The organism is Marichromatium sp. PS1, from assembly GCF_041155115.1.
In the GTDB taxonomy this organism is placed as follows: domain Bacteria; phylum Pseudomonadota; class Gammaproteobacteria; order Chromatiales; family Chromatiaceae; genus Marichromatium; species Marichromatium gracile.
The window spans coordinates 97,144-116,817 of sequence record NZ_BAAFHB010000002.1 but is presented as its reverse complement, the minus strand read 5'-3'; the positions used below and the strand labels follow the sequence as shown (position 1 = coordinate 116,817).

The window sequence follows — 19,674 nt, the reverse complement described above, 5'->3', positions numbered from 1 at the left end:
GCCTCCAGTCGGGGAGGCTGGTGTGCATGATCGGCGATTGACGGGCAAGACGGTATCTTGGCGGTCAGACCTTGAAGCGACCGACGCGTTCCTGCTGACCGGCGGCGAGCTCGGCCAGTTCTCCGGCGGCGTGCTTGATCTGGGTGGCGCCGGCGCTCACCCCCTCGATCGCCTGGGTGGTGTTGATGAGATTGCGGTCGACCTCCTGGGAGACGGCGGCCTGTTCCTCGGCGGCACTGGCGATCTGGCTGTTCATGTCCTTGATGGTGCTCACCGAGCGGGTGATCTGCTCGAGCGAGCTGCCGGCCTCGCCGGCCATGGCGACGCTCTCCTGGGCCTGGGTCCGGCTCTCCTCCATCGCCGCCACCGCCTGGCTGGTGCCCGACTGCAGGCGCTCGATCATCTGCTGGATCTCGGTGGTCGAGGCCTGGGTGCGGCTGGCCAGGGTACGGACCTCGTCGGCGACCACCGCGAAGCCGCGCCCCTGCTCGCCGGCGCGCGCCGCCTCGATCGCGGCGTTGAGCGCGAGCAGGTTGGTCTGGTCGGCGATGGCGCGGATGACGTCGAGCACCTTGCCGATCTCGGCCGAGTCCTCGGAGAGTCGGGCGATGACCTCGGTGGCGCCCTCGACGCGCTGCGAGAGCACCTCGATCGAGGCGATCGAGCTGGCCACCACCTGACTCCCGGCACTGGCGTCCTGGTCGGTCTGCAGGGTCGCGGCGGCCGCCTCGGTGGCGTTGCGCGCGACCTCGGCGACGGTGGCGGTCATCTCGTTCATCGCCGTGGCGACCTGTTCGAGTTCGGCCTGCTGACGCCGGACCTGGTCGTCGGTCTGCTGGCTGGTGGCGGAGAGCTCCTCGGCGGCGGCGGCCAGTTGCTGATTGCCGCCGGCGACCTCGGCGATGAGGTCGCGCAGCTTGCTCTGGAACAGGTTGAAGGCGGCGGCCAACTCGGCCAGCTCGTCCTTGCCGTGGATCTCGATGGTGCGGGTGAGGTCGCCCTCGCCCTCGGCGACGTCGCGCATCATCCCGGTGAGCCCCTGGATGCGGCGCACGATGGCGCGGGTGACCAGCAGCATCAGCACGATGCCGACGATGATGCTTGCCACCGAGACCGTGACCATCACCATCGCCGAGCGTTGCGCGGCAGCGGCGGCGCGATCGGCCGTCTCGGTGATCGCCTCGAGCGGTACCGAGACGCCGATGCCCCAGGGGCGGTCGTTGACGCCGAGCTGGATCGGGGTGAAGGCGAACACCTCGTCGGCGTTCTCGATCAGCAGCGGCTCGCCACGCTGCAGGGTGGTGACGATACGCGTGGCATCGTCGGTGAGATCGGCGAGCGGCTTGCCGACCATGTCGGGGCGACGGCTCGAACCGATGATGGTGCCGTCGTTGGCCACCAGCGCGACCTTGGCGCGGCCGTCGTAGAGACCCGCGGCGGTCTCCTCGGCGAGGCGCTGGAAGTGGCTGAGTTCGAGGTCGACACCGACGATGCCGAGAAACACCCCGCCTTGCAGGACCGGGACCACCATCGAGGTGATCAGCCGCTCCTCGCCCTGCACCGGGTAGAGATAGGGGTCGATGACCTGCTCCTGACGGGTCTGGCGGGGGATCAGGTAGAAATCACCCTTGCCCGGGGTCTCGTAGTCGACCTGGGCCTCGACCTGTGCGCTACCGGAGGCATCGATGCTCCAATAGGGGATGAAGCGACCGCTGGCGTCATGCTTGGGGGTGTCGGCATAGCGGGCGTCGGCGCCGTCGAAGGCGTCGGGCTCCCAGGCGGTGTAGACGCCGAGGAAGTCGGGGTGCTCGAGGAGCACCGCGCGCAGCATCTGGTTGACGTCGCTGCGCGAGAAGAAGGCCATCTCGTCGAGCCACAGCGAGGAGACGACCACCCAGCCCCACTCGGGCACCAGGCGCGCGAAGGCGAGCTTGGGCCGGGCGGTGTCCTCGCCCGGCGGGGTCCAGTCGTAATGGATGTGGCCCTCGCCGTCGTCGGCGACCTGCTCGTCGATGGCGACGAACAGGTTCTTGCCGACATCCATGGCGGTGTCGTAGCTCGGGTCGTCGAGCACGCGACCGTCGAGTGCGGGTGCATTGGGGTCCATCACCATCCGCGGATAGGGGCTGGAACGGTCCTGGATCCAGATGTAGTCGCCCTCGTCGGAGTGCATCCGGCGGATCGCGGCGATGGCCTGTTGCTGGGCCTCGGCGCGGGTGAGTTCGCCACGCCGCGCGGCGGCGACATAGTCGGCGATGGTGGCGCGCGCGATCGCGGTGGTCGCCTCGATCTCGCGATAGCGTTCGCTCAGCCGTTTCCAGTCGGCGGCGGTCATCTCTGCGGCGTCCTTGCGTGCGGCCACCCCGAGCGCCTGGGCGAGGGTGCGGGCGACGCCCAGCGGCTCTTCGGTGTCGGCCTCGATGGTCGCGGCCTGTTCCTGGGTGGCATTGACGATCAGCGTGCGCGCGCTCTCGAGCGCGGCCTCACGCTGCGCCTCGGCCATCGAGTTCATCTGCGAGAGTGCATAGAGGGTGATCCCGAACCCGAGTATCACCAGGATCGAACCCGACCACAGTGCGATCCTGAAACCGATCGAGTGCCTGTTGAGCAACGTCATGCCTGTCCCCCTGTGCTTTGCCTATACCGGATCGGCGCGGGACATACACAAGGGTCGCCACGCCTGGCTTGGGTGTGCGGACCGTTCGCGGCAGTTATTGATGGTCGACGAGCACAGTCTTGAGTGTGCTCGCCTGGATGGTGACCGGTAACGGCTTGCTGTTCGGGTAGTTGGGGTGATCGCCCGCAGATCCAATGGAGCATGCGCGGACGCCGAGGGTCGGGCGCGGCCTGCTGTGAGCCAGTTCATGTCGACCGGCTCAGGCGGCGCTCCGATCGATGGTGGCCGTGGGCGTTTGGTGTTCGATGTCGGCGCGAATGCTGTCGAGGATGAGAAACACCTGACGGCTGTCGTCCTCCATCTCCTCGAGCGCGGCGCGTAGCGCGGCATAGTCGAGCGGCGTCTGGGCGAGCAGCTCGAAGATCTGGCCGGTGGCCTGGTGTACGCGCGCGTGCGGCGGCTCGAGATCGCGGTAGTGTGCGGCGGCGGAAAAGAAGGCCTCGCCGTCGCCGTGCTCGTACCATTGGCCGAGACGGCAGTGGTGATGGTCGACGAAGTCGAAGGCCGGGGCACGCGCGGCGACCGAGGCATAGGTGTTGACCTTCCAAAGCACGTGATCGAGCTTGGCGAGGCTCATGAAGACGCTGTCGGAGACCCGACGAACGTCACCGAAGGCGGTGTCGACCTCGCCGTGCAGGCGATCGAGACGGTGCTTGAAGCCGCCGACCTTGCCATCGACCTCGCGCACGCCGTCGACCAGGGTGGTGGAGATCCGCTCGACGCTGCCGACCGCCTCGATCATCTCCTGGATGTCGTCATGGGTCTCGGTGATCGCCGCGCGGGTCTTGTCGGCGAGCGCGCGCACCTCGTCGGCGACCACCGCGAAGCCGCGCCCGGCCTCGCCGGCGCGCGCCGCCTCGATCGCGGCGTTGAGCGCGAGCAGGTTGGTCTGCTCGGAGATGGTGCGGATCAGACCGAGCACGGCGTTGATGCTCGCAGCATGGGTCGAGAGCCGGCCGACGACCTGATTGGCCTCGCCGGCGGTCCCGGCGAGGCTGGCGAGGAAGCCGGAGATGCTCACCAGCTCGTCGGCGACACCGGTGAACTCGTCGGTGACGCCGGTCACCGTCCTCAGGGTGCGCTTGGCGTCCTCGACCGAACCGGCGAGATTGCCCTGGATGTCCTGCAGGCTGGCGCGGGTATGGGTGTTCTGGCTGGCCATCAGGGTATTGAGCTGGTCCTCGCGAATGCTCGCGTCGCGGGCCTCGGCGAGCGCCGCGCGGGTCTGTTCGAGCTCTTCGCGCAGCCTGCTGTTCTCGGCCTGCAGCGCCGCATGCTCCTCGCGCAGTTGCTGGACCATGCGCTGGTGGGTGGATTTGGCGACGAACATCCTGCCTCCGGTGGTCTCGTTGCTATGATTGAAGCGGCGGCCGCGGGGCCTGGAGCTGTGGTCGATGCCCGTCGGCGAGCGCATTCCGGCTCGATGTGTCGGTGTTTTCGACCACGTCTGGTGTTTGGGGCGCGGCGGGGATTGATTGCGAAAACGCAATTACGCCCCGGATTCTATATGGTTTTTTGGCCGTCGCGTACTCGGGCCGGGGATCCGCCGGGACGCGACGGAAAGGTCACCGACCGTCGTGGTCGTTGTCATCTGGTCCAGCTGGATGCTGACTGGTGCGCGGGAGTCGCCCCAGCCGTTCCCGCTCGGGGCCTGTCTAGCTGGAAGCCTTTCTCATGAAACTGATCGACAACGCGAAGGTGAGCACCAAGCTCGCGGTCCTGGCGCTGATTCCCATCGTTGCCATGGTGGTCTTGACCTGGGGGGCGACGACCTTGCTGCAGCGCGTCAATGGCGGGATCGACCGTATCTACCAGGATCGGGTGGTTCCCCTGCAGGGGCTCAAGGACATCGCCGACGACTATGCGGTGTTCGTCATCGACGCCGTCAACAAGGCCAATGCCGGGCGTTTCACCGCCGAGCAGGCGCTCGCCAGCATCCGCGAGGCGCGCGCCGAGATCGAGGGCAACTGGACGGCCTATCTGCAGACCGAGCTGACCGAGGAGGAGCAGCGGCTGGTGGCCGAGGCGAGGTCGCTGTTCACCGTGGCCGATCGCGCCATCGGCGCGCTCGAGCGTGAGCTGGGCGGGATGCGCGGCGTGGTCGCCGGCCGGCTCGATGCCTTCGACGGCCCGCTCTACGAACAGATCGACCCGATCAGCGCCAAGATCACCGAACTCGTCGAGCTGCAGCTCGCGGTCGCCGGCGAGGAGCGAGAGCGCGCCAATACGCTTTATGCCAACTCGCGACTGCTGTTCATCGGTCTGGCGGCGCTGACCACCCTGGTGCTGGTGGTGCTCGGCTGGGTCACCTATCGCTCGATCACCAGCCAGCTCGGCCAGCTGCGCGCGACCATGGTGCATATCGCCGAGCACTCCGATCTCTCGGTCGCCATCGATCTGCGCACCGACAACGAGATCGGTCAGATCGCCCATGCCTTCGCGCAGATGCTCGAGCACTTCCGCGAGCTGGTCGAGCGTCTCGGCGGGTCGGCGATCAGTCTCTCGTCGGCCGCCACCCAGATGTCGGGCAGTCTGGTCGAGGCCCGCGAGGGGGCGGCGCAGCAGAATGTCGAGTCCGAGCACGTGGCCACCGCGATGCAGGAGATGACCGCCTCGGCCGAGGAGGTCGCGCGCAACACCGCCAGCGCCGCCGACTCGGCGCAGGGGGCCAAGTCGCTCTCCGATCAGGGGCGTACCCAGGCGCACGAGACGGTGGAGGCGATCACCGGTCTGGCCGCGCGCATCGAGACCGCCGCCGGGGTGCTGCACTCGCTCGAGAACGACGCCCAGGACATCGGCAAGGTGCTCGACGTCATCCAGAGCATCACCGAGCAGACCAATCTGCTCGCGCTCAACGCCGCGATCGAGGCGGCGCGTGCCGGCGAGGCCGGGCGCGGCTTCGCGGTGGTCGCCGACGAGGTGCGCACCCTCGCCAGTCGCACCCAGTCCTCGGCGCGCGAGATCGAGGCGATGGTGGCGCGACTGCAGCAGAGCTCGCAGCAGGCCGCGCAGGAGATGGGGCAGAGTCAGGAGGCGGCGGCACTGTCGGTCGAACGGGTCGGGCGCGCCGGCGAGTCGCTCGAGGCGATCACCGGCGCGGTCGACGGGATCTCGGAGATGATGAATCGCATCGCCACCGCCGCCGAGGAGCAGACCGCGGTGGCCAACGAGATCAACCAGGGCGTGGTGGCGATCAGCGATGCCAACCACAGGTCCAGCGAGAACATGACCGAGCTGGAGCACGCCGGTCAGCAGCTCGAGCGGCTGGCCGAGGAGCTGCAGGCGGAGGCAACCCGATTCAAGACCTGAGCCCGCGCACGACGCCGGGCGGGGAGGGTGGATAGAGGTGTTCATCGGCAACCTGCCGGGGCGCGCGACCCTGCAGGAGCTGCATGGCTGTGTCGGCGCGGTCGGGCTGCGCGCCGATTTCCGGCGCCATGTCGGCGAGGACCGTGGACGGCGTCGCTATCACTTCTTCGTCGCCCGGACCGCCTCGCGCGTCGAGGGTGAGGCACTGATCGCGCGGTTGCACGGACGCTGTCTCGGCGGACGTGCTCTGGTGGTGCGGGAGTATCGCCCGCGCTCGCCCGATCCGGCATGGCGCGGCGCGGAGCGGCGGATCAACCCCTGGTGACGCTCAGCTGAGCACGCGCAGCGCCGCCTGCAGCGGGGCGAGCAGGGCGGCGCGATCGAGTGTGGGGTTGCTGATCGCACGCGAGGCCAGCCCGTCGAACAGCGCCATGATGATCTCGGTGGCCGCCGCCTCGTCGCCGCGCGGCGTCCCCCGGGCGCTTGCCAGCAGCCGACAGAGCCGCTCGCGCTTGGCCGCGTCGGCCGCCTGTACGATCGCCGCGACCCGCGGGTTGCGCGCGGCCTCGGCGAGGATCTCCAGCTCCAGCGCAGCATGGTCGAGGTCGGTGCGCTCGTTGACGCCGGTGTCGACGCGCTCCTGCATCGCCTGATGCACGTCCTCGGCGCGCTCGAACTGCTGCACCATGCTCAATGACTGTTCGAGCTTGTGCTCGACCAGCGCGGCGATGATCGCCTCCTTGTTCTCGAAGAAGTGATAGATGTGCCCAGGGCTCATCTCCGCGGCCCTGGAGATCTTGGCGATGCTGGCGCCGTGGAAGCCTTCGCGGGCGAAGCAGACGGCGGCGGCCGCGAGGATCTGTCTGCGTCTGGCCTCGCAGCGTGGCTCGGGTGTCGCCGTTGGTTGCGGCATCGTCCTCTCCTCCCCTCTATCGGTCGGCTGGTGTCGGGAATGTCTCGGCGCATTCTACGCTTGACGTCGGCCGGACGGCTGACTAGATTGAACGCTCATTCTAGAATGAACGTTCAATCCACTTCCTCCCGAGGTTGTCATGACACTCGACGGTCGCCGTCTGGCTCCGGTGCTCCTGTACCCCTTCGCACTCGCCCTGTCGCTGACCGGGTGCGGTCCCGCCGGTGCCCCGGGCGGGGCACCCGGCGCCACTGGCGCCCCCCCCGAGGTCGGCGTGGTGACGATCGCGGCGCGTCCCACCACCCTGGTCACCGAGCTGCCGGGACGCACCAGTCCCTATCGCATCGCCGAGGTGCGCCCGCAGGTCGGCGGCATCATCGAGGCGCGGCTGTTCGAGGAGGGCGGTGACGTTACCGCCGGGCAGGTGCTCTACCAGCTCGACGCCGCGCTCTATCAGGCCGCCTACGACAGCGCCGAGGCGGCGCTCGCGCGCTCGCGCGCCTCGCTCGAGCGCGCCCGGCTCAAGGCCGCGCGTTATGCCGACCTGCTGACCGCCGATGCCGTCAGCCAGGAGGATCACGACGACGCCCAGGCCGCGCTCAAGGAGGCGATCGCCACCGTCGCGGTCGACGAGGCGGCGCTCGCCACCGCCCGTATCAACCTCGCCTATACCAGGGTGACCTCGCCGATCGATGGCCGGGTCGGTCGTTCGGTGGTGACCCAGGGCGCCCTGGTCACCGCCAACCAGTCGCTGGCGCTGGTCACGGTGCGTCAGCTCGACCCGATCTATGTCGACATCACTCAGTCGAGCGCCCAGCTGCTGAGATTGCGCCAGGCGCTCGACGATGGTCGGCTGTCGCGCCCTGAGGGCGAACAGCCGCGGGTGCGGTTGATCCTCGAGGATGGCTCGGAGTACCCGCTGGCCGGCCATCTCGCCTTCTCCGAGGTGACGGTGGATCCGGGCACCGGCGCGGTGACCATGCGCGCAACCTTCCCCAACCCCGATCATCTGTTGTTGCCGGGGATGTTCGTGCGCGCCCTGGTCGAGGAGGGGGTGCGCGAGCAGGCGATCCTGGTGCCCCAGCAGGGGGTACGACACGATCGGCGCGGATTGCCGACGGCGCTGGTGGTCGATGCCGCCGGGCAGGTCGTCAAGCGCACCCTGACCGTCGATCGCGCGATCGACGGGCAGTGGCTGATCGATGCCGGGCTGGAGGACGGCGATCGGGTGATCGTCGAGGGCGTGCAGAAGGCGCGTGCGGGCGCCGAGGTGCGCGCCGTCGAGATCGACTCGCCCGCGCCGGCGGGCGACTAAGCCCCGTTCCGTCCGCTGACGGCGTCGGTCCCGGCGCCGTCAGCCCTTGCATTCGCGCATTCGTCCATCCTGGAGCAGAGGTCGCCCGTCATGGCCCGTTTCTTCATCGATCGCCCGGTGTTCGCCTGGGTCATCGCCATCGTCATCATGCTCGCCGGCGTGCTCTCGATCCTGGGGCTGCCGGTGTCGCAGTATCCCAACATCGCCCCGCCGGCGATCACCATCACCGCGACCTATCCGGGGGCCTCGGCGCGCACCCTGGAGGACTCGGTCACCCAGGTCATCGAGCAGCAGATGAACGGGCTCGATGGTCTGCGCTACATGTCGGCGACCAGCGAGTCGACCGGCATCGCCGCGATCACCCTGACCTTCGACAACGACATCGACCCCGATATCGCCCAGATGCAGGTGCAGAACAAGCTGCAGCTGGCGTTGCCGATGCTCCCGCAGAGGGTGCAGCAGCAGGGCATCCAGGTCGCCAAGTCGGTGCGCAACTTCCTCATGGTGGTGGCCTTCGTCTCGCGTGATGGCCGGCTCGATCGCACCGATCTCGGCGACTTCGTCGCCAGCCGCATCAAGGACCCGATCAGTCGGGTCAAGGGCGTGGGCGAGGTCACCGCCTTCGGCTCGCAGTACGCGATGCGCCTCTGGCTCGACCCCAATCGGCTCAACCAGTACGGCCTGACCCCCGCCGACGTGGCCGCTGCGGTGCGCGCCGAGAACGCGCAGATCTCGGCCGGCGAGCTCGGCGCGCAGCCGGCGCTGCCGGGGCAGCGCATCACCGCCACCATCAACGTCCAGGACCGGCTGAGCACCCCGGAGGCGTTCGGCGCCATCCGGTTGCGCACCACCAGCGATGGCGCCACCGTCCATCTGCGCGACGTCGCCCGCATCGAGCTCGCCGGTGAGACCTACGGCAAGATCGCGCACCACAACGGTCAGCCGGCCTCGGGGCTGGGCATCCGTCTGGCCACCGGCGCCAACGCGCTGGAGACGGCCGACGCGATCAGGCACAAGCTCGACGAGCTCGCGGCCTTCTTCCCCGAAGGGGTTGAGGCGGTCTTCCCCTACGACACCACGCCCTTCGTGCGCATCTCCATCCACGAGGTGATCAAGACCCTGCTCGAGGCGGTGCTGCTGGTGTTCGTGGTGATGTATCTGTTCCTGCAGAACCTGCGCGCCACCCTGATCCCGGCGATTGCGGTGCCGGTGGTGCTGCTCGGCACCTTCGGCGTGCTCGCCGCCTTCGGCTACTCGATCAACACCCTGACCCTGTTCGCCATGGTGCTGGCCATCGGGCTTCTGGTCGACGACGCCATCGTGGTGGTGGAGAACGTCGAGCGGGTGATGCATGAGGAGGGGCTGGAGCCGCGCGAGGCGACCCGGCGTTCGATGGACCAGATCACCAGCGCGCTGATCGGCATCGCCCTGGTGCTCTCGGCGGTGTTCGTGCCGATGGCCTTCTTCGGCGGCTCGACCGGGGTGATCTATCGGCAGTTCTCGGTCACCATCGTCTCGGCCATGCTGCTGTCGGTGGTGGTCGCCCTGACCCTCAGCCCGGCGCTCACCGCGACCCTGCTCAAGCGCACCGATCACGCCCCGGATCGCGGTTTCTTCGGTTGGTTCAACCGCAACTTCGAGCGCAGCGTCGGCGGCTATACCCGCAGCGTCGGCGGCATCGTCCGCCGACGCTGGGTGTTTCTCGGGCTCTATCTGGCGCTGGTCGGCGTGCTCGCCATGCTCTACATGCGCATGCCCACCGCCTTCCTGCCCGACGAGGATCAGGGCATCCTGGTGGTGCAGGTGGTGCTGCCCTCGGGGGCGAGCCAGGAGCGCACCCTGGAGGTGGTCCGCGAGGTCGAGCACTACTTCCTCGAGGATGAGCAGGAGACGGTCGAGCAGCTGATCACCGTCGCCGGCTTCAGCTTCGCCGGTCAGGGGCAGAACATGGCCATCGGCTTCGTCCAGCTGAAGGACTGGGAGCTGCGGTCGCGCCCGGATCAGCAGGTCAAGGCGTTGGCGGGGCGGGCGATGCAGCGCTTCGCGCGGGTCCGCGACGCCCAGGTGTTCGCCTTCGCGCCGCCGCCGGTGATCGAGCTCGGTAACGCCACCGGCTGGGATCTGCAACTGCAGGACCAGGGCGAACTCGGCCACGAGGCGCTGATGGCCGCGCGCGGCCAGCTGCTGGCGATGGCCGCCGAGCACCCCGCGCTGGTGGGGGTGCGGCCCAACGGTCGGATGGATGAGGCGCAGTACCAGATCGAGGTCGATCGCACCAAGGCCGGGGCGCTCGGGCTGTCGCTGGCCGATATCAACGACACCCTGTCGAGTGCCTGGGGCAGCGCCTATATCGACGACTTCGTCCACGCCGGGCGGGTGAAGAAGGTCTACATGCAGGCCGATGCCGGCTTCCGCATGCAGCCCGAGGACCTCGATGCCTGGTACGTGCGCAACGAGCACGGCGAGATGGTGCCCTTCTCGGCATTCGCCGCGGGCGAGTGGACCTATGGCTCGCCGCGCCTGGAGCGCTACAACGGCCTGGCCTCGGCCGAGGTGCTGGGTCAGGCCGCCCCTGGGGTCAGTTCGGGCGAGGCGATGGCGGTGGTCGAGTCGCTGGTCGACAAGCTGCCGCCGGGCATCGGCATGGAGTGGACCGGGATCTCCTTCGAGGAGCGCGCCGCCGGCGCCCAGGCCCCGGCGCTCTACGCGCTCTCGGCGCTGGTGGTGTTCCTCGCCCTGGCCGCGCTCTACGAGAGCTGGTCGGTGCCCTTCGCGGTGATGCTGGCGGTGCCGCTCGGGGTGCTCGGCGCGGTGCTCGCCGCCACCGGGCGCGGCTTGCCGAGCGATATCTACTTCCAGGTCGGGTTGCTCGCCACCATCGGTCTGGCGGCGAAGAACGCCATCCTCATCGTCGAGTTCGCCCGCACCCTGCAGGAGCAGGGCAAGAGTGCGATCGAGGCGGCGATCGAGGCGGCGCGGATGCGTATCCGTCCGATCGTGATGACCTCGCTGGCGTTCGGCTTCGGCGTGCTGCCGCTGGCGCTGAGCAGTGGCGCCGGCTCGGGCAGCCAGCACGCGATCGGCACCGGCGTGCTCGGCGGCGTGGTCGCCAGCACCCTGCTCGGGGTGCTGTTCGTGCCGCTGTTCTTCGTGCTGGTGCGCGGGCGGATGAACCGACGCGCCGCGCCGCGCTCCTGAGGGCATGACGCCGGGTCGGTCATCGACCCGGCGCGGCGCGGCTCAGTCGAGCCCGTTCTCCTGGCGCAGTCGGCGCAGCTGCAGGGCATGGATGTGACGCACGATCGCCTCGCGGTCGGCATCGCGCAGCTGCTCGAACTCGATCGCGCTGGGGCCCTCGTCGCGTTCGAGCACCCGTCCCAGGGTGAGGATGCGGTTGCCCTCCGGGAGCAGCTGCAACTCGATCTCGAGCAGGCTGCCCGGCGCCGGCGGCGGGTCGAGCGCGAGACTCATCCCCTGGGCGCTGAGATTGACCGGTTGCAGCTCCAGGACGATGCCCTGTTGGCGTGACTCGAAGGCGATGGCGAGCATCTCGATCTGACGCTCGAGCACCCTGGTATAGGCGGCCACGGTCGGGAACTTGTATTCGAGCTTGCGGCGCTGCGGTAACGCTTGGTCGCGGATGGCATGGAGTTCGTTGAGCAGGCCGATATCGGCGCTGCGCTCGGAGAACTCGGCGATCATCTGCGCCTCGTCGGCGGCGGCGATCGGGGTGAGCTGCAGGCCGACGGTATCGTCGATGCGGAAAAAGCGGCGGCGTTCGCGCTCCTGTCGTTCCAGATCGCCTTGGTCGTGCATGGTCATTGTGCGGTGGTTTCCTCATTACCGGCCGTGCCCAAGGCGCTTTCGAGCAGCAACTCGGTGCTGCGGTTGCCGAGCACGATGATCTCCACGCGCCGGTTGGTGGCGCGTCCCTCGGCGGTGTCATTGGATTCGAGCGGGTGGTTGTCGGCATGTGCGCGGATCTCCACGCGCTGCGGGTCGATCCAGCCGTTCTGGGTCACGGCATGGGCCACGGCTGCGGCGCGCGCCGCCGAGAGCACCCAGTTGGAGGCGAACTCGCGGGTCTGGATCGGGATGTCGTCGGTGTGTCCGGCGACCAGGATCTTGCCCTCGATCTTGCTCAGTGCCTCGGCGATCTTCTGCAGCACGGCGAGGAACTCGGCGCTGACCTGCGCCGAGGCCGAGGGGAAGGAACCCTTCTCGCGGATGCGCACCACCACCTGGTCGTCGATGGTGGTGACCTCCAGCAGCCCTTTCTTGATCTCCAGTTCGAGCGCCTTCTCGACCTCCTCGGCCTTCTTCTGGGCGTCGATGATCGCGGGGTCGATGATGCGCAGTTCCGACTTGAGGTCATCGGCGGTCTGTTGTCGCACCTCGTTGACCACCGTCGGCTGAGGCTGCGCCGGAGAAAACTCCTGGGCGATGATGCTGGTGCCCTTGGGGATGTCGTCGGCCTCGACCATGCGCTGCACGCCGAAGGCCATCTTCATCGAGCCGGCGATCTGCTTGTACTTGAGGACATCCATCTCGGAGAAGGACAGCAACAGCACGAAAAAGACCATCAGCAGCGACATCAGGTCGGCAAAGGTCGACATCCAGGCCGGCGCGCCGGCCTCGCACTCGACCTCTTCGCATTCACATTCCTCGGCCATCGCCCGCTACCTCCGCTTGCTGTTGTGCGGACGGCATCAGCCGTCCTTGCTGGCGCTCTGGCGCTGATTCTCGGGCAGGTAGGTCATCAGCATCTGCTCCAGCACGCGCGGGTTGACGCCCTCCTGGATTCCCGAGATCGACTCCAGGATCAGTGATTTGTTGAGCTTCTCCTCGATGCTGCGCAGCTTGAGCTTCTCGGCGATGGGGATGGCAAAGGCATTGGCGATCACCGCACCGTAGAGGGTGGTGAGCAGGGCGACGGCCATCGCCGGGCCGATCGCCTTGGGGTCGTCCATGTTGGCGAGCATCTGCACCAGTCCGATCAGGGTGCCGATCATGCCCATTGCCGGGGCGACGTCGCCGGTGGCCTTGAACACGCTGTAACCGGCTTCCTGGCGCTGGATGGTGAGGTTGATGTCCTTGCTGAGCACCTTCTGCACCACCTCCGGCGGGTGGCCGTCGATGCACATGCTGATGCCGGTCTCGAGGAAGGGATGGGAGATCTCGCGCCCCTCGAGCGCGAGGATGCCCTCCTTGCGCGCGACATTGGCCAGCTCGACGGCCTCCTCGATCAGCGTCTGCGGCGCCACGTTCTTGCTGAAGAAGGCCCCCATGGCGACCTTGAAGCTGCCGATGAACTGGCTCATGGTGGCGCGGAACATCACCGCAAAGGCGGTACCGCCGATGACGATCAACAGCGAGGGCACGTTGATGAAGAGCGTGATGTCGCCACCGAGCGCGATTGCGCCGATGATGACGCCGCTGGCACCGATCATGCCCAGTAAGGTCGCCAGATCCACTTCGTCTTCTCTCCTGTTGCGCCCGTGTCGAGGTGTGTCGCCATCACCGGGTGGCGTGCGCCCCGGGTTGGTCGTGTCCCGTCATCAGCGCGTGGTCGGTGCGCGGGGCGTGGACCATGGCTGGGAGGCCTGGCTGGTTCCGCGCGGGTGCCTGCGGTGATGGTGTGTTCGACTACCGGAGGTTGATGGCTTGTCGTCCCGCGAAACGATCGACATGGTGCGACACGTCGCGGCTTTCCAGGGGAAAACGATGATTTTCAGGGTGTTGATCACGTTTTCCGCGTGAGCCGGCCAATGAGCGCGCACCTTCGGCGCGTGTCGGATCGGTGGCCCGAAACCACAGATTGTCAGCGATCGGTTGCCGACGGTCCAGCCCGTGATGACCGGACGATGACCATGGGCTCGGTGCCGTTCGCTGCGAGGTTATAAAATGAACGATTGCCCTGAGTCATGCCGCCAGTCGTTGATGAACACCCCCCAAGATATCTTCTCCTACCGCCGTTACTGGGCCCACAAGTTCGGCACCGCCCCGGAGTTGCCGATGAGCCGTGCCGAGATGGACCTGCTCGGCTGGGACAGCTGCGACGTCATCATCATCTGTGGTGACGCCTATGTCGATCACCCATCTTTCGGCATGGCCATCATCGGCCGGGTGCTCGAGTCGCAGGGCTTTCGTGTCGGCATCATCGCCCAGCCCGACTGGACCACGGCGGAGGATTTCCGCCGGCTGGGACGACCGAACCTGTTCTTCGGCGTCACCGGCGGCAACATGGACTCGATGGTCAACCACTACACCGCCGAGCGCCGGTTGCGCTCGGATGACGCCTACACCCCTGATGCCGTACCCGGACGGCGTCCGGACCGTGCCGCCGTGGTCTATGCCCAACGCGCGCGTGAGGCCTTCAAGGGCGTGCCGGTGGTGCTCGGCGGGATCGAGGCGAGCCTGCGCCGTATCGCCCACTACGATTACTGGTCGGAGACGGTGCGGCGCAGCGTCCTCGCCGACTCCAAGGCCGATCTGTTGCTGTTCGGCAACGCCGAGCGTGCGCTGGTCGAACTCGCCCACCGGCTCGCCGCCGGCGAGCCGGTCGAGACCATCCGCGACCTGCGCGGCACCGCCTTTATGACCAACAGCCCGCTCGCCGGCTGGAGCGAGCTCGACGCCAGCGTGCTCGATCGTCCCGGGCGGGTTGATCCGCACCCCAACCCCTATGCCGAGCAGCCGCCCTGCCCCGAGACCCCGCCGCCGCGCCCGCCAGTGCCGGCGCGCGCCGCGCGCGCCCATACCGTGATCCGGCTGCCGTCGTTCGAGCAGGTCCGCGACGACCCGGTGCTCTACGCCCATGCCTCGCGGGTGTTCCACCTCGAGACCAACCCGGGCAACGCCCGTGCCCTGGTGCAGGCGCACGGCGCGCGCGACGTCTGGCTCAATCCGCCGCCGATCCCGCTGAGCACCGCCGAACTCGATCGCCTCTTCGAGCTGCCCTTCGCGCGTCGTCCGCACTCGAGCTATGGCGCAGCGCGGCTGCCGGCCTGGGAGATGATCAGCTGCTCGGTGAACATGATGCGTGGCTGCTTCGGCGGCTGCAGTTTCTGCTCGATCACCGAGCACGAGGGGCGCATCGTGCAGAGTCGATCGGAGGCCTCGGTGCTGCGCGAGGTCGAGGAGATCCGCGACCGCACGCCGGGGTTCAAGGGGTCGATCTCGGACCTCGGCGGTCCCAGCGCCAACATGTGGCGGATGGCCTGCAAGAACCCTCGGGCGCAGGCCGCCTGCCGACGGCTCTCGTGCATCTATCCGCAGATCTGTCGCAACCTCGACGCCGACCACGCGCCGCTGATCGAGCTCTATCGCAAGGCGCGCTCGGTCTCCGGGATCAAGCGCATCCGCATCGCCTCGGGGTTGCGCTACGACCTCGCGTTGCGCTCCCCGGCCTATATCCGCGAGCTGGTCACCCATCATGTCGGCGGCTATCTCAAGATCGCCCCCGAGCACACCGAGGCCGGGCCACTGGCGATGATGATGAAGCCCGGGATCGAGATCTTCGACCGCTTCAGCGAGCTGTTCGAGCGCTACTCGCGCGAGGCCGGCAAGGAGCAGTACCTGATCCCCTATTTCATCGCCGCCCACCCCGGTACCACCGACCTCGACATGGTCAACCTCGCGCTCTGGCTCAAGCGTCACGGGCTGCGCGTCGATCAGGTGCAGGCCTTCCTGCCGACCCCGCTGTCGCCGGCCTCGACCATGTACCACACCGGTCTCAACCCGCTCAAACGGGTCCATCGCGACGCCGAGCGGGTGGTGGTGCCGCGCGGTCAGCGTCAGCGTCGGTTGCACAAGGCGCTGTTGCGCTATCACGACCCGGAGAACTGGCCGCTGCTGCGCCGCGCGCTCAAGGAGATGGGCCGCGCCGATCTCATCGGCAACGGCAAGCGCCACCTGGTGCCGAGTTTCCAGCCCGCCGGTACCGGCGGCGTCCCCGAGGGGCGGCGACGTCCCGACGGTAGTCTGGCGCGCCCTGCTCAGCGCCCCTCGTCGGCGCCCCAGCGCAAGGGCGCGCGCGGGTCGGTCAAGACGAGCGTCGGGACGGGGGGGCGGCGCAAGACCGAGAAGGGTGGCGGGGAGCGGCCGACGGGACGTCGTCCCGCCGTCGGGCGTGGCGGCGGCAAGGGCCGCCGCCGCGACCGCTAGCCGTAGTAGATGTCGCGATAGGCGCGATAGATGGCGAGGAGTAGCAGTGGGGTCACCACCAGCAGTCCGAGCATCAGCGGGATCGAGCCGATGATCAGCAGCCCGAAGGCCACTAGACCGTAGACCAGGAAGGGCAGGATATTGCGCAGACAGCCGATGAAGCTCAACTTGAAGGCGCGCAGTACTGCCACCCCCTCGATCGCCACCAGCGCCGGGGCGAACAGGGTCGCCATCACCACCGGGATGATCAGCAGCGCGACCATCGCGACCATCCCCAGCACCACCCCGGGGGCCATGGTCGCCATCGGATCGAGTGGCGCCGGGTCGAGCGGCGCGCCGGTCATCGGGGTAAAGGCGGCGGCACCGAGTCCGAGCCCGACCATCAGCAGCATGATCACCGCAACGATGGCGATGGTCAGGACGAGATAGAGCAGCCCGATCAGCGCCAGCGGACCTGGCCGGGTGCTGAAGCCGGCGAACAGATGGGCGACACCGAAACGCTCACCACGATATTGCGCATGGGCGCCGAGCATCAGCCCGCCGGTGAACATCGGGCCGAGCACGGTGCTGGCGAGGCTGCCGACCACCGGCACCAGGTTGGCGACGATCAGGATCAGATAGAACAACACCAGCGCGCCGATCCAGGGCAGCGGCTGGGCGCGGAACAGCGACCAGCCGTCGGCCACCCAGCCCCAGCCGCGTCCGGCGCCGACGGCGACCGGATCCTGGAGCTGGTCGTCGCCGGCCTCGGCGCGCGGCGGCGGGGTGAGGTCGGCCTGGGGCGGGGCATAGGGGTCGTCGGTCTCGGTGCGCGTCTGGTTGGCCTGGTAGCGCTCGGCGACCACCCCGCAGGCCTGGCAGACCCCGGTCACCGGCGAGACCTCCAGCGCGCCGCACTTGGGACAGCGTGTGGCGCCGCTCATCGACGGGCGCTCGTCGCGCGCCGGGGCGGCGGTCTCCGGGGCCTCTTGCGGCGTGTCCTGGCGCTCGATGCGCACCATCAGCCCGATCGCCTCGAGCGCCTCGCGATAGCGCTCGGCCTTGTGTTCGGGCAGGTCGTGCTTGAGCGTCTGCTCGGCGCCGCCGAGGAGGATCTCGCGGGCCTGCTCCTTGCGCATGCGGAACTTGGCGGCGAGTTCGGGGACCACCGTCTGGACCTTCTTGCCAGGGGCGAGTTCACCGGTGAATACGATGCGATAGCGTGCTTCCATCGATACGGTTCCTGTGGTTGGACGCGGGAATCCGGGTCAGGCGGTGAGCCGCTTCAGCCAGGCGAGGATACCGGGTTCGGCGGCCCAGACATCGCGCATCGCCTCGCGATAGAGCCAGGCCTGATCCTCGCCGCCGGGGGTGATCCCGTGCGGGTCGAGCTGCGGGCGCTTGATGCGCTTGCGGGTGAGGTAGTGGGGGATGCGCGGCAGTCGGTGCATCGCCCGTCCCAGCGCCTGCCGGGCGCGCTCCTGGCGACCGAGTCGATAGAGTGCGAGTACCTCACCATAGGCGAGATCGGCCAGCAGGTCGTCGGGGAAGCGCGCGGCGAGCGCCAGCGCGCGCTCGTCGAGCCCTGCGCGCAGATAGTGGTTCATCAGCTCGGCGCGCACCCCGTGGTTGTCCTGGGGGTTGAGTCGCAGCAATGCCTCGAGGGTGGCGATCGCGGCCTCCTGCTCGTCCTCGGCGCTGAGATAGAGATAGCGTCGGAAGAGCAGTCGCAGCGCCGGGCGATTGGCGGTGATCGACCACGGCAGGTGGTGATGCCCGTCGGCTGGCACCGCCGTGGTGATCATCGACCAGGCGCGTTCGAGCAGGGGACGCAGCAGGGCGTGCGCCATCCACGGCAGTGCGCTCTCGGGATGGGCGTAGAGCGCGGTGGCGAGATCGTCGAGCACCTCCAGGCTGTCGGCCAGCTCGGGGTGGCCGAGCAGGTGGTCGAGCCATGCGGTGTCTTCCCAGATCGCGTGGGCGTCATGGGGCGCGAGCTGGATCGAGACCGGCTTGTCGCTGGGGAAGCGGGCGCGCCAGCGGCTCTCGATACGGCGCACCGCGACCGGGGCGCGCAGTTGTGCCGGGCTGCTCCAGACCGGCTCGCCACCCGCTTCGGTGGGCGCGTGATCGGTTGGCGCGCCCTCGAACAGCGCGAGTTGGCCGCTCGCGACCTCTGGAGGGTGGTCGCGTACCGGGACCGCGTCGAGCCGTGGCAGCGGGCGTGCGGTTGCCACCGCCATCCAGTCGTGCAGGTCCACCAGGTCGGGGTCGATCGAGTCGGCGTGGGTGTCGACCAGTGCCGTCTGCGGGTCTTCGATGGCCTGGGCGAGGAAGTCGAGGAAGCTCGGTTCGACGTCGCCCTGTCGGCGGAAGCGGTGCAGCCAGAAACGCGCGCGCTCGCGCGCCAGTCGATCGCGGTGCTGGGCGGCGAGCAGGGTGATCTCGAGCAGTGCGGTGCCGGGCGAGTCGGGGCCGTTGCGCAGCGCCTCGGTGAAGGCCGCGGTGGCCTGCTCGAAGTCGCCCTCGTCGATCGCCATGGCGCTGCGTCGCTGCCAGGCCGCGGCGCTCAGCACGCGGTTGTCGCCAGTGCTCAGCCGTTCGAGGAAGGCGCGCTTCTTGCGCCAGTGATCGAGCCGGTCATAGGCGTCACAGAGCAGGTCGAGCGCCGGTTCGTAGCGCGCGTCGAGCGCGTCGAGCGAGCCGGCGAACAGGGGTTCGAGCAGATTGACGACACGGCGCGGATAGTCCTCCTCGAGCCAGCGGTCGGCGACCCGGGCCAGCAGCGGTCCGGGCACCGCATCGAGGCGCAGGGCCTCGCGCAGCTCGCTGTCCGAGAGCTCGTCGAGGAGGAACTCCCAGATCAGCTCGGTGGAGAGTTCGGGCAGCTCCTCGAGCGTGGCGCAGCAGTCGCGATAACGTTGTCCCGAGCCGCAGGGGCAGGGGGCATCGTCGGCGAGATCGGTCAGCGGGCTGGGCCGGAAGCCATTGGCCGGCGTCGGTGCGGCGTTCCAGATCGCCATCCCCAGCAGCCCGGCGAGTCGGCGGTGTTCGTCGTCGTCGAGGGGACCGACCGAGAGGCCGAGCAGGTCGGGGATCCGCGCCTGCGCCCAGGCGAGAAACTCCTCGGGACCGGCAGCGGCGAGGATACGTCGGATCGACTGGACGATGACTTGCTCGAAACGATCGGTTTCGGCGCTTTCTGGGTGGAACATGACGCGTTCCTCCGCGCAGTTCGGGGCGCATGCTCCACGATCGCGCCCCGTCGGTTCGGCGTCGCCCGGGCCGCGTACGGGTCCAGATCCGGCCCGGCGC

General features: G+C 68.5%; 13 protein-coding genes. 5 read left to right on the top strand and 8 right to left on the bottom strand.

All coding sequences use genetic code 11. The features are described from left to right. Positions 1-64: 64 nt before the first annotated feature. On the bottom strand, positions 65-2,617 hold the full coding sequence (locus ACAM26_RS01745) for a methyl-accepting chemotaxis protein (RefSeq protein WP_369613015.1): 2,553 nt from the start codon (positions 2,615-2,617) through the stop codon (positions 65-67). A 259-nt stretch (positions 2,618-2,876) separates the two neighbouring features. Continuing rightward, complete coding sequence (locus ACAM26_RS01740; protein WP_369613014.1) at positions 2,877-4,007, bottom strand: methyl-accepting chemotaxis protein; 1,131 nt, start codon at positions 4,005-4,007, stop codon at positions 2,877-2,879. A 344-nt stretch (positions 4,008-4,351) separates the two neighbouring features. Here ACAM26_RS01740 and ACAM26_RS01735 point away from each other — a divergent pair, with 344 nt between their 5' ends. After that, positions 4,352-5,986, top strand: a complete 1,635-nt coding sequence (locus tag ACAM26_RS01735) for a methyl-accepting chemotaxis protein (protein ID WP_369613013.1) — start codon at positions 4,352-4,354, stop codon at positions 5,984-5,986. Positions 5,987-6,023: 37 nt separating this feature from the next. Then, positions 6,024-6,311, top strand: coding sequence for a hypothetical protein (locus tag ACAM26_RS01730; protein ID WP_369613012.1), 288 nt, complete (start codon positions 6,024-6,026; stop codon positions 6,309-6,311). A gap of 3 nt (positions 6,312-6,314) precedes the next feature. On the opposite strand, the gene ACAM26_RS01725 is transcribed toward ACAM26_RS01730, so the two are convergent. After that, entirely contained in the window at positions 6,315-6,899 is a 585-nt protein-coding gene (locus ACAM26_RS01725) for a TetR/AcrR family transcriptional regulator (RefSeq protein WP_062272996.1), read from the bottom strand. A gap of 139 nt (positions 6,900-7,038) precedes the next feature. On the opposite strand from ACAM26_RS01725, the gene ACAM26_RS01720 reads away from it, so the two are divergent. Then, positions 7,039-8,214, top strand: coding sequence for an efflux RND transporter periplasmic adaptor subunit (locus ACAM26_RS01720; protein ID WP_369613011.1), 1,176 nt, complete (start codon positions 7,039-7,041; stop codon positions 8,212-8,214). A 90-nt stretch (positions 8,215-8,304) separates the two neighbouring features. Next, positions 8,305-11,412 (top strand): efflux RND transporter permease subunit, encoded by a 3,108-nt coding sequence (locus ACAM26_RS01715; protein ID WP_123141329.1) that lies wholly within the window; start codon positions 8,305-8,307, stop codon positions 11,410-11,412. A gap of 42 nt (positions 11,413-11,454) precedes the next feature. Here the strand turns inward: ACAM26_RS01715 and ACAM26_RS01710 are convergent, their stop codons facing one another. Genes ACAM26_RS01710 through pomA form a run of 3 tightly spaced genes read right to left on the bottom strand, consistent with a single transcriptional unit; the run spans position 11,455 to position 13,688 of the window. Beyond that, entirely contained in the window at positions 11,455-12,036 is a 582-nt protein-coding gene (locus ACAM26_RS01710) for a PilZ domain-containing protein (RefSeq protein WP_369613010.1), read from the bottom strand. Continuing rightward, positions 12,033-12,887, bottom strand: a complete 855-nt coding sequence (gene tssL / locus ACAM26_RS01705) for a type VI secretion system protein TssL, long form (RefSeq protein WP_369613009.1) — start codon at positions 12,885-12,887, stop codon at positions 12,033-12,035. The genes ACAM26_RS01710 and tssL overlap by 4 nt, the downstream gene beginning before the upstream one ends. Before the next feature lie 36 nt (positions 12,888-12,923). Beyond that, positions 12,924-13,688 (bottom strand): flagellar motor protein PomA, encoded by a 765-nt coding sequence (gene pomA, locus ACAM26_RS01700; protein WP_369613008.1) that lies wholly within the window; start codon positions 13,686-13,688, stop codon positions 12,924-12,926. A 466-nt stretch (positions 13,689-14,154) separates the two neighbouring features. Here pomA and ACAM26_RS01695 point away from each other — a divergent pair, with 466 nt between their 5' ends. Next, positions 14,155-16,380, top strand: a complete 2,226-nt coding sequence (locus ACAM26_RS01695; RefSeq protein WP_369613007.1) for a YgiQ family radical SAM protein — start codon at positions 14,155-14,157, stop codon at positions 16,378-16,380. Here ACAM26_RS01695 and ACAM26_RS01690 read toward each other — a convergent pair. Further along, complete coding sequence (locus tag ACAM26_RS01690; protein WP_369613006.1) at positions 16,377-17,591, bottom strand: BPSS1780 family membrane protein; 1,215 nt, start codon at positions 17,589-17,591, stop codon at positions 16,377-16,379. The two genes, ACAM26_RS01695 and ACAM26_RS01690, sit on opposite strands and share 4 nt — an antisense overlap. A 36-nt stretch (positions 17,592-17,627) precedes the next feature. Continuing rightward, positions 17,628-19,574: an SEC-C metal-binding domain-containing protein gene (locus tag ACAM26_RS01685; protein ID WP_369613005.1), complete on the bottom strand. Its 1,947-nt coding sequence runs from the start codon at positions 19,572-19,574 to the stop codon at positions 17,628-17,630. Between the last annotated feature and the right edge of the window lie 100 nt (positions 19,575-19,674).

Bases quoted from the DNA above. Each gene is read 5' to 3' on its own strand.
- ACAM26_RS01745 (WP_369613015.1), bottom strand. From the start codon at position 2,617: ATGACGTTGCTCAACAGGCACTCGATCGGTTTCAGGATCGCACTGTGG.
- ACAM26_RS01740 (WP_369613014.1), bottom strand. From the start codon at position 4,007: ATGTTCGTCGCCAAATCCACCCACCAGCGCATGGTCCAGCAACTGCGC.
- ACAM26_RS01735 (WP_369613013.1), top strand. From the start codon at position 4,352: ATGAAACTGATCGACAACGCGAAGGTGAGCACCAAGCTCGCGGTCCTG.
- ACAM26_RS01725 (WP_062272996.1), bottom strand. From the start codon at position 6,899: ATGCCGCAACCAACGGCGACACCCGAGCCACGCTGCGAGGCCAGACGC.
- ACAM26_RS01720 (WP_369613011.1), top strand. From the start codon at position 7,039: ATGACACTCGACGGTCGCCGTCTGGCTCCGGTGCTCCTGTACCCCTTC.
- ACAM26_RS01715 (WP_123141329.1), top strand. From the start codon at position 8,305: ATGGCCCGTTTCTTCATCGATCGCCCGGTGTTCGCCTGGGTCATCGCC.
- ACAM26_RS01710 (WP_369613010.1), bottom strand. From the start codon at position 12,036: ATGACCATGCACGACCAAGGCGATCTGGAACGACAGGAGCGCGAACGC.
- tssL (WP_369613009.1), bottom strand. From the start codon at position 12,887: ATGGCCGAGGAATGTGAATGCGAAGAGGTCGAGTGCGAGGCCGGCGCG.
- ACAM26_RS01695 (WP_369613007.1), top strand. From the start codon at position 14,155: ATGAACACCCCCCAAGATATCTTCTCCTACCGCCGTTACTGGGCCCAC.
- ACAM26_RS01690 (WP_369613006.1), bottom strand. From the start codon at position 17,591: ATGGAAGCACGCTATCGCATCGTATTCACCGGTGAACTCGCCCCTGGC.
- ACAM26_RS01685 (WP_369613005.1), bottom strand. From the start codon at position 19,574: ATGTTCCACCCAGAAAGCGCCGAAACCGATCGTTTCGAGCAAGTCATC.